This is a genomic window from Dactylosporangium sp. CS-033363, from assembly GCF_050942475.1.
GTDB lineage: Bacteria > Actinomycetota > Actinomycetes > Mycobacteriales > Micromonosporaceae > Dactylosporangium.
Genome location: NZ_CP192032.1, coordinates 9,445,919 through 9,457,653 on the forward strand (window position 1 = coordinate 9,445,919; position 11,735 = coordinate 9,457,653).

The 11,735-nt window shown below is 70.0% G+C and carries 11 protein-coding genes; 4 read left to right on the plus strand and 7 right to left on the minus strand.

Translation table 11 applies throughout. The features are described from left to right. Nucleotides 1-19: 19 nt before the first annotated feature. The 5 genes from ACQPZ4_RS43535 to ACQPZ4_RS43555 form a co-directional block, all read right to left on the minus strand. A complete protein-coding gene (locus tag ACQPZ4_RS43535) occupies nucleotides 20-391 on the minus strand; it encodes a type II toxin-antitoxin system VapC family toxin (RefSeq protein WP_433050084.1) in 372 nt (123 codons plus the stop codon). Next, nucleotides 388-636 carry a type II toxin-antitoxin system Phd/YefM family antitoxin gene (locus tag ACQPZ4_RS43540; protein ID WP_433050087.1) on the minus strand — a complete coding sequence of 83 codons (249 nt, stop codon included), beginning with the start codon at nucleotides 634-636 and terminating at the stop codon, nucleotides 388-390. The genes ACQPZ4_RS43535 and ACQPZ4_RS43540 overlap by 4 nt, the downstream gene beginning before the upstream one ends. Before the next feature lie 62 nt (nucleotides 637-698). Next, on the minus strand, nucleotides 699-1,556 hold the full coding sequence (locus tag ACQPZ4_RS43545) for a carbohydrate ABC transporter permease (protein WP_433050090.1): 858 nt from the start codon (nucleotides 1,554-1,556) through the stop codon (nucleotides 699-701). Further along, complete coding sequence (locus ACQPZ4_RS43550; RefSeq protein WP_433050093.1) at nucleotides 1,553-2,428, minus strand: carbohydrate ABC transporter permease; 876 nt, start codon at nucleotides 2,426-2,428, stop codon at nucleotides 1,553-1,555. Before ACQPZ4_RS43550 ends, ACQPZ4_RS43545 begins: the two co-directional genes overlap by 4 nt. Further along, nucleotides 2,425-3,699 (minus strand): ABC transporter substrate-binding protein, encoded by a 1,275-nt coding sequence (locus ACQPZ4_RS43555; RefSeq protein WP_433050096.1) that lies wholly within the window; start codon nucleotides 3,697-3,699, stop codon nucleotides 2,425-2,427. Before ACQPZ4_RS43555 ends, ACQPZ4_RS43550 begins: the two co-directional genes overlap by 4 nt. 391 nt (nucleotides 3,700-4,090) lie before the next feature. Here ACQPZ4_RS43555 and ACQPZ4_RS43560 point away from each other — a divergent pair, with 391 nt between their 5' ends. From ACQPZ4_RS43560 to galK, 3 genes are read left to right on the plus strand one after another with little or no spacing between them, the layout of a single operon-like run. Continuing rightward, on the plus strand, nucleotides 4,091-4,870 hold the full coding sequence (locus ACQPZ4_RS43560) for a DeoR/GlpR family DNA-binding transcription regulator (RefSeq protein ID WP_259859061.1): 780 nt from the start codon (nucleotides 4,091-4,093) through the stop codon (nucleotides 4,868-4,870). Between the two features lie 12 nt (nucleotides 4,871-4,882). After that, nucleotides 4,883-5,971 (plus strand): galactose-1-phosphate uridylyltransferase, encoded by a 1,089-nt coding sequence (gene galT / locus ACQPZ4_RS43565; protein WP_433050099.1) that lies wholly within the window; start codon nucleotides 4,883-4,885, stop codon nucleotides 5,969-5,971. Continuing rightward, complete coding sequence (gene galK, locus ACQPZ4_RS43570) at nucleotides 5,968-7,092, plus strand: galactokinase (RefSeq protein WP_433050102.1); 1,125 nt, start codon at nucleotides 5,968-5,970, stop codon at nucleotides 7,090-7,092. Before galT ends, galK begins: the two co-directional genes overlap by 4 nt. A gap of 7 nt (nucleotides 7,093-7,099) precedes the next feature. Here galK and ACQPZ4_RS43575 read toward each other — a convergent pair whose 3' ends face one another. After that, nucleotides 7,100-8,410 (minus strand): sugar transferase, encoded by a 1,311-nt coding sequence (locus ACQPZ4_RS43575; RefSeq protein ID WP_433066940.1) that lies wholly within the window; start codon nucleotides 8,408-8,410, stop codon nucleotides 7,100-7,102. Nucleotides 8,411-9,267: 857 nt separating this feature from the next. Between ACQPZ4_RS43575 and ACQPZ4_RS43580 the strand changes: the two genes are divergently transcribed. Then, nucleotides 9,268-10,233, plus strand: a complete 966-nt coding sequence (locus ACQPZ4_RS43580; RefSeq protein WP_433066943.1) for an LCP family protein — start codon at nucleotides 9,268-9,270, stop codon at nucleotides 10,231-10,233. A gap of 50 nt (nucleotides 10,234-10,283) precedes the next feature. On the opposite strand, the gene ACQPZ4_RS43585 is transcribed toward ACQPZ4_RS43580, so the two are convergent. Next, the gene (locus tag ACQPZ4_RS43585) at nucleotides 10,284-11,699 is read right to left on the minus strand and encodes a Wzz/FepE/Etk N-terminal domain-containing protein (RefSeq protein WP_433050105.1); all 1,416 of its coding nucleotides are present in this window, start codon (nucleotides 11,697-11,699) and stop codon (nucleotides 10,284-10,286) included. Nucleotides 11,700-11,735: the final 36 nt, after the last annotated feature.

Sequence of the window (11,735 nt, forward strand, 5' to 3'; positions counted from 1 at the left end):
CGGGGCGAGCTCCCGCCGGTCAGACCGCCAGGATGTTGAGGTCGTACTTCTGGATGCTGGCGTCGCGGGTGGCGAGCGTGAGGCCCTCGACCCGGGCCTGCGCGATGAGCATGCGATCGAAGGGGTCGCGGTGGATCAGCGGAAGCCGACCGGCGACGATCCCGTGCCCCGCCGCGATCGGCAGCGGGCGGAACCCGCTGTCGCGGACCAGTTCCGGCAGGTCAACCGGCCCGAGCTTGCCCAGCGACTGCTTGATGGCCACCTCCCACACGGTCGCGGCGCTCACGTAGACATCGGGATCGCGGTCGAGCCGATCCTTGAAGCCGCCGTCGAGCGTGGGATCGTCCATGAGCCACCACAGCACGACATGCGTGTCGAGGAGCAGGCTCACGAGTAGAAGTCCTCGGCGACCGCGGCGTTCACCTCGGGCGAGTCCCAGTCGTCGGCCAGGACCAGCCGACCGGCGAGGGAGCCGCGGCCGGTCCGGCGAACCTCGCGGTTGAACGGGACGAGCTTCGCGACCGGGGTGCCGGCCCGGCTGATGGTGATCTCCTCGCCGTGCTCGACGCGCTCGATGATGCGGGACAGGTTCGTCTTCGCCTCGTGGATGTTGAACTGGGCGGCGACCTCGGTCATGGCGACCTCCTTAGCTAAGAGGTTAGCCCACCCAGGGCCGGTTGACGACACTCGAGTACCGGTCAGCCCTTGGCGGCTCCGAGGGTGAGGCCGGCCACGAACTGGCGTTGCAGGGCGAAGAAGACGATCAGCGTGGGCAGGGCGACCAGCAGCGAGCCCGCCGCCAGCAGGTTGTAGTCGGTGAAGAACTGGCCGCGCAGGTTGTTCAGGGCGCTCGTCACCGGCAGTTTGTCGCCGGTCGAGATGAGGACCAGGGCGTACAGGAAGTCGTTGTAGATCCAGGTGAACAGCAGCGTCGCCAGGGCGGCCAGGGCCGGGCGGCACAGGGGCAGGGTGACCTTCCAGTACTGCAGCCAGACGCCCGCGCCGTCCATCACCGCGGCCTCGGTGATCTCCGTCGGCAGGGTGCGCATGAAGTTGGACAGGACGAAGACGCAGAAGCCGACCTGGAACGCGACGTGGATGAGGATGAGGCCCGCGTAGGAGTCGTAGAGGGTGCCGGACTCCGAGACGAAGGCGGGGACCGGGATCTGCTTGTACATCTCGTACAGCGGCGTCACCAGCACCTGCGGCGGCAGCAGGTTGCCGGCGGTGAACACCACGAGCAGCGGCAGCGAGAAGCGGATCCGCAGGCGGGCGATGCAGAAGGCCACGAACGAGGCCAGGAACAGGGTCAGGATGACGCCCGGCACCGCGACGATCAGGGAGTTCGTGAAGTACTTCGGCAGCTCCGCCGAGTCCCACACCTGGGCGTAGTAATGGAGCGTGAGCTTGTCGGGCCAGGAGAAGTACCCCTTGCGGGACGTCTCCTCGTAGGGGCGCAGCGAGGCGTAGACGGCCAGCGCGAGCGGGGCCAGCCAGCCCAGCGCGACGATCATCAGGGCCGCGTTCAGGACGAGGCGGGCGGGTCTGAGTCTCATCGCTCCTCCCGCAGGATGCGCACGAGATAGGTGACGATGAAGCCGAGCGAGATCAGCAGCAGGATCACGGCGATCGCCGAGCCGAAGCCGATCCGGCTGGCCTCGCCGATGATGTTGTCGGTCACGAGCACGCTCAGCAGTTCCAGGCCGTTGCGGCCGCGGTTGATGGCGTAGACGATGTCGAAGGCGCGCAGGCCCTCGATGACGGTGATGACCAGGACGATGATGTTGACCGGGCGCAGGGTGGGGAACGTGACCCGGAAGAAGGTCTGGGCCTCGTTGGCGCCGTCCAGGGCCGCGGACTCCTTCAGCGCCGGGTCGACCGCCTTGAGGCCCGCCAGGTACAGGATCATCACGTACCCGACGTGCCGCCACCCCACCGCCACCAGCACGGCCCAGATGTTGATCGACGGGTCGCCAAGGAAGTCGATGGGATTTCCGGTGCGGCCGAGGATGTTGTTCAGGGCGCCGTAGTCGCGGGAGTACACCAGCTGCGCGATGAAGCCGACGATCGCCAGGGACAGCACGACCGGCAGGTAGAGCGCGCTCTGGTAGAACCGGCCGAGGCGCAGGCTCTTGTCCAGCAGCACGGCGAAGAACAGCCCGAGCGGGGTGGCGATCAGTCCCAGGAACGCCAGCCACAGCAGGTTGTGCCGCATCGCCGGCCAGAACGGCGGATAGACGTTGACGATGGTGTCGTAGTTCTTCCCGCCGACCCAGACGGGGTCGGTGACGCCGTTCCAGGACGTGAAGGACAGCCCGACGGAGGCGATCGTGGGACCCCAGATGAGCGCGAGGTCCAGCACGATCGCCACGCCGAGCACGACCGCGATGACGGCGCGGTCGCTCATGCCGAAGCGCTTGATCTTCACGACGTGAAGATGGTCTTCTTCTGGGCCTCGATGTTCTTCAGGAGGCCGTCGACGTCGTCGGGCTTGTTGATGAAGGTCTGCAGGGCCGGGATCATGACCTGCGAGGCGAAGTCGGGGCGGGTGTCGCGGTCGAGGAACTGCGAGATGTGCTTGGCGCTGCTGATGAGCTCGGCGGACTTCTTCTGCAGCGCGGTGTAGCCGGACGTGTCGGCGGTCTTGTTGCCGGCCACGTTGGTCGGGTTGCTCTTGAGGTACGCCAGCTCCGCGGGCCCGGTCGCCAGGTACTTCAGCAGCTCCTTGGCCCCCGCCGCGTTCTTGGGCTTGGCCGCCATCATGAAGCCGTCGATCGGCGCCTCGACCGCGTCCTGCCCGAACTCCGAGTTGATCTCGGGGAAGGCGAAGAAGTCGAGGTCGTCGAGGTCGGCCCCGGTGAACTGCTCGCCGACGAAGGTGCCGCCGACGTACATGCCGGACTGCTTGTTCAGCAGCGACTGGGCGGCCTCCTGCCAGGTGCGGCCGTTGGCACCCGGCTGGTGGTACGGCAACAGCCCCCGCCAGGTGTCGAAGACCGTCTTGAGCTTGGCGTCGGTCCAGGTCTGCTTGCCGGCCATGAGGTCGACGTGGAACTGGTAGCCGTTGATGCGCATGTTCAGGTAGTCGAACGTGCCCATCGCGGGCCAGCCGTCCTTGTCGGCGAAGGCGATCGGGACCAGCCCGTCGGTCTTCATCTTCTCGCACAGCGTCTTGAACTCGTCGAGCGTCTTGGGGGCCGCGTAGCCCTTCTGCTGCCAGACGCTCTTGCGGTAGAAGACGCCCCACGGATAGTTGTAGAACGGCAGGAAGTACTGCTTGCCGTCCGCGCCGGTCGAGGCGGCCTTCAGCGCGTCGGAGAAGTTGGCGCCGACCTCGCTCCACACGTCGGAGATGTCGCCGGCCAGGCCCTGCTGGGCGAAGAACTGCATCCGGTAGCCCGCGAACCAGCAGAAGACGTCGTCCGGATTGCCCTGCAGGTACCGGTTGATGTTCTCCTGGAACGAGTTGTGATCGACGGTGTTGACCTTGACGTTCTTGCCGTTCGCGTAGCCCGAGATGACATTGGCCATCGCGGTCTTGGGGACGTTGTCGGAGTAGTTGGACCCGAAGGTGACCTCCGAGGTGGCGCTGCCGCCGTCGCCGGAGTCGCCGCCGCAAGCGGCGAGCAGTGACGTCGCCGCCACCCCTCCGAACCCGGCCATGGCGCCGCCCAGGACAGCACGACGGGAGAAGTTCATCGCTTCCTCCTCAGCAAGGCACAGAACCAAACGAGAACCTCCAGTACGGCGACAGTCCTCGGAAAAACGGACATTGTCAATGGATCTCAGGCCATGATCAGGTGCGATTTGCCATGATCGATGAGCGTTTGCCCGCTAAAATCATCGACACATGTCGGTAACAACCAGCGCTCCCACGGCACCTGTGACCGACAGATGGCTGTTCGAGTTTGTTGACTTCTGGTCGTCTAGGTTCGAAGCTGTACGCCATGCGAGCGGCCGAGGACTTCGACCGGGCCAGCGGGGCGCAAGGGCGTGCGGGAGACGTAACGTCTGCGTTGGAACCCGTTGTGGGTCCGGCCACTCGCGCAGCCGTGCTCACCCCCGCTGCGCCTGCGAAGGGAACGGCGTGATGCTCGCACAGCAACGGCAGGCGGCCATCCTGGATCTGGTCCGCCGCCACGGTGGCGTGCGCGTGAGCCAGCTGGTCCGCCAGTTCGGCGTCTCCGACATGACCATCCGGCGCGACCTCGAAGCCCTGGCTGACCGGGGGTTAGTGGACAAGGTGCACGGCGGCGCGACCATCGCCGGGCCCGGCTCGACCGAGGAGCCCGGCTTCGACGCCAAGTCGGTGCGCCAGCGCAACGAGAAGGCGGCGATCGCCGAGCGGGCCGCCAAGCTCATCGAGCCGCACACCGCGGTCGCGCTGTCGGCCGGCACCACCACCGCCGCGCTGGCCGCGCACCTCGTCGACGTCCCGGGGCTGACCATCGTCACCAACTCGATCCCGGTCGCCGACACCCTGTACCACGCCGGGCGCCCCGACCAGACGGTCGTGCTCACCGGCGGCATCCGCACCCCCTCGGACGCCCTCGCCGGCCCCGTGGCCGAGGCCGCGATCGGCTCGCTCAACGTCGACGTGCTGTTCCTCGGCGTGCACGGGATGAGCCCGCGGACCGGTTTCACCACCCCGAACCTCATGGAGGCCGGCACCAACCGCCTGCTGGTGGCCGCCGCCCGCCGGCTCGTGGTGCTCGCCGACCACACCAAGTGGGAGATGGTGGGCATCGCGACCATCACCCCGCTGGACGAGGCGGACATCCTCATCACCGACGTCGGGCTGGCCGCGGAGGCGCGCGTGCAGCTGGCCGAGCGCGTCGGTGAGCTCATCGTCGTGGATCCGAACGGTTAACCTGGAGAACGAGTGAAGCGAACGGTCACCCATCTCGCCGACGGCCGGGAGCTCATCTACTTCGATGAGCGCGACGATGCGTCCCGGGACGCCGTCGACCAACGGGATCTGCCGCCGCCACCCCCGGCGTCGGAGATGCGGCACGATCCGATCCTGGACGAGTGGGTCGCGATCGCCGCGCACCGCCAGGCCCGGACCTTCCTGCCGCCGAGCGACCAGTGCCCGCTGTGCCCCTCGACGCCCGAGTGGCAGAGCGAGATCCCGGCGCCGGAGTACGACGTCGTGGTCTTCGAGAACCGCTTCCCCTCGTTCAGCCACCGCGTCGGACCGGCCCAGGGCGACGTCCTGCCCGGGCTCGTGCCGACCCGCCCGGCCGCCGGGCGCTGCGAGGTCGTCTGCTTCACCTCGGACCACAACGCCTCGTTCGCCTCGCTGACGCCCGCCCGGGTCCGCACCGTGATGGAGGCGTGGGCCGACCGCACCGCCGACCTGTCCACCCGCGACGATGTCGAGCAGGTCTTCTGCTTCGAGAACCGCGGCGAGGAGATCGGGGTGACCCTCTCCCACCCGCACGGGCAGATCTACGCGTACCCCTTCGTCACCCCGCGCACCCGCCGCATGCTGCGCTCGGCCCGGGAGCACCGCGAGCGCAGCGCCGGCGGCAGCAACCTCTTCGCCGACGTGCTGGCGGCCGAGCGCGCGGCCGGGACGCGCATCGTGGCCGGCAACGAGCTGTGGACGGCGTTCGTGCCCGCGACGGCGCGCTGGCCGTTCGAGATCCACCTGTACCCGAACCGCCAGGTGGCCGACATCCCCGCGCTCACGACCGAGGAGCGCGACGCGTTCGGCCCGCTGTACCTCGAGGTCCTCAACCGCCTCGACGGCATGTTCGGGCTGGCCATGCCGTACATCGCGGCCTGGCACCAGGCCCCCGTGCGGGTCGCGCGGGACCTCGCCTACCTGCACCTGCAGCTGTTCAGCACGCGGCGGGCGCCGGGCAAGCTCAAGTACCTGGCCGGTTCGGAGTCGGCGATGGGCGTGTTCGTGAACGACGTACGCCCCGAGCAGGCGGCGCAGATGCTGCGGGAGGTCGTGCTGTGAGCACCGCGCTGGAAAGGCTCCCCGAGGGCCCGTGGGACGCCGTGTGGGCGAGCCCGGGCCGGGTGAACCTCATCGGCGAGCACACCGACTACAACGACGGCTACGTGCTGCCCTTCGCGCTGCCGCACGCCACCGTGGTGGGCGGCCGGCGCGCCGACGGTCCGCAATGGACGGTCACGTCCGAGCAGACCGGCGAGACGGTCGCGTTCGGCCCGGACGACAAGGTCGAGGGCTGGGCGTCGTACATCGCCGGGGTCGTCTGGGCCCTGCGCGAGGCCGGCCACGATGTCCCGGGTGCGTCCCTGGCGATCGCCTCCGACGTCCCGTTCGGGGCCGGGCTGTCCTCCTCCGCGGCGCTCGAGTGCGCCGTCATGGCCGTGCTGCTGGACCTCGCGGGACTGGACGTGCCGATGGCGGTACGCCCACGCCTCGCCCAGCGCGCCGAGAACGAGTACGTCGGCGCCCCCACCGGCATCATGGACCAGTCGGCCTCCACGCTGTGCCAGGCGGGCCACGCGCTGTTCCTGGACTGCCGGTCCCTGGCCACCGAGCAGGTGCCGTTCGACCTCGCCGCGCAGGGGCTGGCCATCCTGGTGGTGGACAGCAAGGCCCCGCACGCGCACGTGACGGGCGAGTACGCGGCCCGCCGGCGCAGCTGCGAGGAGGCGGCGAAGATCCTCGACGTGCCGGCCCTGCGCGACATCCAGCCGGACGGCCTCGACGCGGCCCTGGCCCGGCTCGACGACGAGGTCATGCGCAAGCGGGTCCGGCACGTGGTCACCGAGGACCAGCGCGTGCTGGACACCGTCGAGGCGCTGCGGGCCGGCGACGCCCGGGCCATCGGGCCGCTGATGACGGCCTCGCACGAGTCGATGCGCGACGACTACGAGATCACCGTGCCGCAGGTCGACACCGTGGTGACGGCGGCGCTGGCGGCCGGCGCCTACGGGGCCCGGATGACCGGCGGCGGCTTCGGCGGGTGCGTGCTCGCCCTGGTCGACGCGGACCGCTGCGAGGCGGTCGAGGCGGCGGTGCGGGAGGCGTTCGCCGAAGCCGGCTTCACGCCCCCCGACGCGTTCGTGGTCACCCCGGCCCGGGGCACCCACAGGGTCGAGCGCTGAAGGCCCCTCAGCGCCCGCCGGCGCGGAACACCTCGGCCGCCGTGCGCATGAGGACCTTGATGTCGAGCCAGAGCGACCAGTTCTCGATGTAGTAGTTGTCGAACCGGGCCCGGTCGGAGATCGGCGTGTCCCCGCGCAGGCCGCTGACCTGGGCCAGCCCCGTCAGGCCGACCGGCACCCGGTGACGCATGGCGTAGCCGGGGTAGTCGGCGGAGAACTGGTCGACGAAGAACGGGCGCTCCGGGCGGGGGCCGACCACGGTCATGTCCCCGCGCAGGATGTTCCACAGCTGCGGCAGCTCGTCGATGGAGGTACGGCGCATGAACCGGCCGAACGGGCCGACCCGGGGGTCGTCGGCGACCGACCAGTTCGTCTGCGACTCCCGCTCGTTGGCCGGGCGCATGGAGCGGAACTTGATGAGCCGGAACGGCCGACCGTAGCGGCCGATCCGCTCCTGGTAGAAGAAGACGCCGGGGCCGCCCTCGAGCCGCGTCCCCACCGCGCAGATCAGCAGCACCGGGCTCACCAGCACGATCGCGATGCCGGCGAAGAGCAGGTCGAAGGCGCGCTTCAACGCCCAGCGCAGGCCGGACAGCGTCGAGCGGCGGACCGGCACGACCGGGATCGCGCCGATGTGGTCGGGCACCGCGGTGTCCGAGTAGAACTCGCGCAGCCGCGGCACCATCCACAGGTCGCAGCCGGCCAGTTCCGGGGCCCGCACGACGTCGATGAGCTGCGCCTCCGGCACCTCGATGTCGGCGAAGATGACGACGTCGCAGTCGGTGGCGCCGACCTGGTCGCGGATGTCGCCGAGCCGGCCCAGCAGCGGCATGCTCTGCACGTCGTTGTGCGGCGTGCCCACCGCGTCGACGAAACCGATGAACCGCAGCCCGTACTGCGGGTAGCGGCGCAGCAGCCGCGCCAGCTCGATCGCGACCGGGCCGCCGCCCACGACGATCGCGGTGTGCTCCACCAGGCGCCGCCGCCGGGCCCACAGGATGGCGCTGCGGGTCACCGCCCGGCTGGCCAGCACCACCAGGCCGGAGACGATGAACACGCGCAGGAACTCGCCCGCGTAGACGACCGAGTCGTGCCGCACGGCGACCACCGTGGCGACCGCGGCGGCCGCGACCAGCGTCCGCCCGATCAGGTTGGGCAGCTCGTCGAGGAAGCTGATGTGGCGCCGGCCGCGGTAGAGCCCGCCGACCGAGTAGAGCCCGACGGCCAGCAGCGCGGCGACGACGACGCCCTTCTCGTACTGCCGGCTCCACAGCAGCGGGGTGAGCAGCGCGGCGAGGTCGAACGGCACGGTCAGCATCCACGCCCGCAGGTCGCGGGTGCGCGCGGCCGTGCGGGAGGGCAGGTACGGCAGCACCGCCGTGGAGTCGAGCTCGGCGGCGTTGCGGGCCGCGCGCTCCTGGGTCGTCTCCGCCCTGGACCGCAGGGGCGGCGGCTCGTCGGCCACGGTCCCGGTGGCCGCGTGCGCCGGTCCGTCGGTGCGGCGCCCCTCGTAGCGGAGCTCGTCGTAGGAAGGCCGGCGGGGCTGTGGCACGTCGAGGACCGGATCCGACCGGTCGCGAGGTGGATCGGGCATCACCCGATGGCCAGCCCAAGGCTCGCCTGGTTGCATGCTATGGCCCCCGTGTATTAGGTCAATCAAAGCGATGAATCACCGGGGGATGATAGTGGCCCCGTGACCTGCCCACCAGTGCCTTCCCGCGCCATTGAGCAGCACCGCAAAACTACGCTGCGTGAAATGAGAATGGACTTAACGTGTCGACGGTGGTCGAAATCCCAGGCCACGCCGACTGCCGGTTGATCCGGATTCGGGTAATACGGAAAAGGGGAAACACGGACAAAACATAATTTGTACCTGCATGTGATGTCCGCGGCCCCGCGACGGGACAGGGCCGGGCCGCCGGAGTCAGTATCATCCTCGCCATGCCTAACCGAGAACGGTCCGCGCGGCGCCCTCAGTTCGACGACGACACCGAGGTCGTCGATCCGCGCGCGGACTCCTCGTGGGCCGGGGACCGCCGGTCGACCACCGGACGGATCGGCCGCCAGGCCGCGGGCAGCCACGACGACCTCCCGGACCTCGACGACGACGGCCCGGCGGACCCGCCGAAGAAGGGCACCCGCACGGCTCGCCGCCGTCGCCGCCGCCGGTTCTGGCTGATCGCCGCGATCATCCTGGTCGTCCTGCTCGGCGGCGGGCTCGCCTCGGCCGGCCTCTACTACCGCTCGGTCAACTCCGACGTCAAGCGCGTCGAGGCCTTCGACGACGTGCCGGAGGACACCCGCCCGGACAAGCCGGCGGCCGCCATCAACGCGACGAACTACCTGATCCTCGGCAGCGACTCGCGCGACCCGAACTCCTCCGACGGCTCGCGCGCGGACACGATCATCCTGATGCACCTGGACAAGAACCAGACCGGCGCGCACCTGATCTCGATTCCGCGCGACACCTGGACCTACATCCCGAAGGCGAAGAACGGCAAGTACGGCAACACGCACGCCAAAATCAACGCCGCATTCGCGTGGGGCGGCGTGCCGCTGGTCGTGCAGACCGTCGAGGGCTTCACCGGCGTCCGCATCGACCACGTGGCAATTGTCGACTTCGCCGGATTCAAGGAGATCGTCGACGCGCTCGGCGGGGTCGACATCGAGGTGGAGGAGAGCTTCACCTCAGTCACCTCGCTGAATGCCAACAGCCTCCGGCATTTCGACAAGGGCATGCAGACGATGGACGGCGCCGCGGCGCTGGACTACGCCCGCGAGCGCAAGGCCTTCAAGGACGGCGACTTCGCCCGCATCCGCCACCAGCAGCAGGTGATCAAGGCCATCCTGAACAAGGCGGCCTCCGGCGACCTGCTGAGCAACCCGGTCCGGCTCAACTCGTTCCTGCGCGCCACCGCCGACGCGGTGACGGTCGACGACACGCTGAACCCCATCGACACCGCGATGAGCCTGCGGCACCTGCGCAGCGAGAACCTGACCTTCCACACCAACCCGACCAAGGGCACCGGGATGATCGGGTCGGAGAGCGTCGTGCTCCCCGACGAGGAGAAGGACAAGGCGCTGTACGACGCCGTCCGGCGCGACGACACCCAGGCGATCGTGCAGCTCGGCACGAACTGAGCCGTTCCGTCGGGGCGGCTCGGCAAAGCCGCCCTGACGGTCGCCCAGGATCAGGGCCGCGTCGCGACGATGCCCAGCACGTTGGCCCGGATCGCCTGCAGCACCTGCAGCGCCGCCGCCAGCCGATCGGAGTGCGTGAACCCGACCCGCGTCGTCGCCGCGACCGCGTCCGTGGCGCTGAGCAGCACCAGGGTGTCGGCGTTGGCCAGCAGCGGCGGGGCGAGCAGCACGACGAACGCGCCGTCGCGGCGGAACGACTCCATGAGCTTCGTCAGCTCGTTGGTGCGCAGCAGCCGCTCGGCGGAGCCGGGCATCGGCGTGCCGGGCGCCAGCAGGAACAGCTGGAGCTCCGGCTGCACCTGCTGCAGGGCATGGTTCGCCGGAGTCCCGGCGCTCAGCATGTCGGCCAGGCCGGTCCCGTTCGGCACTCCGAACAGGCCCGGGAGGCTCGGGTCGCGGAAGTCGCCGTCGATCAGGACCACCGTGTCCCCGGCCCGCGCCCACGTCAGCGCGAGATTCGCCGCGACCGCCGCGGCGTCGTCGCCCGGCACCGAGCCCACCACCGCGATGCTGGTCAGCCGCTGACCGGCGGCCCGCAGCCGGGCGTTCGTGCGGATCTGGCGGAACGCCTCCGCCGCGGGCGTCGCGGCCCGGTCGGCGCCGAGCAGCGGCGCGGCGCGGTCCACCGCGGGCGCGCCCAGCAGGGACAGCCCGGTGATCTCGGTGGCGTGGCGCTCGTCGCGCACCGTGCGCACCCGGGCGTACCGCACCGCGGCGAGCACCAGGCCGCAGCCCAGGCCGGCGAGCAGGCCGAGCGCGACGTTGGCGACCGGGTCGGGGCTCACCGGGGCGGCCGGGACGGTCGCGGGGGTGGTGACCGACACCCGGATCGGCGCCGTGTCCACATAGTCGGGCGTCTCCAGCTTGCCCACGAAGGCCGGGAACTCCGCGCCGTAGGCGTTGGCGATGTCGCTGGCCCGCTGCGCGGAGGTGTCCCGGACGCTGATCTCCATGGCCGTCGAGCCGGCGTGGGTCGTCACGGTGACGTTGGCCATGAGCTGCTCGCCGGAGTACGGCAGGCCGAGCTTGTCGATGACGGCCTTGGCGACGCCGGAGTTGTTCGCGATGGTGGCGTAGGTGTTGATCCGCTGGAGGACGTAGTTGCTGCCCCGGCTGACCTGGTCGATGTCCTTGGCCGGGTAGTTCGCCGTGAGCACGAGCTGGACGGTCGAGGAGTACACGGGCGTCTGGGCCAGCGTGACGGCCCCGGCTCCGGCCGCCCCGAGCAGCGCGAGCACGACGACCGCCCAGCGGTGCGCGACGACCGCGCGGACCTGGTGCGCCGCGGTGAGCCGGGTCCACTGCCGCTTGGACAACGCCGCGACGCCGTCTCCGCCCGTGCCGGCCGGGAAGCCGGTCAGCCGCGAGAACAGCCCGCCCGGTGCCGATCCCCCTGACGGTTTCATGGTCGACCCTCGCCTCGGCTCAACTGGAACGGATCA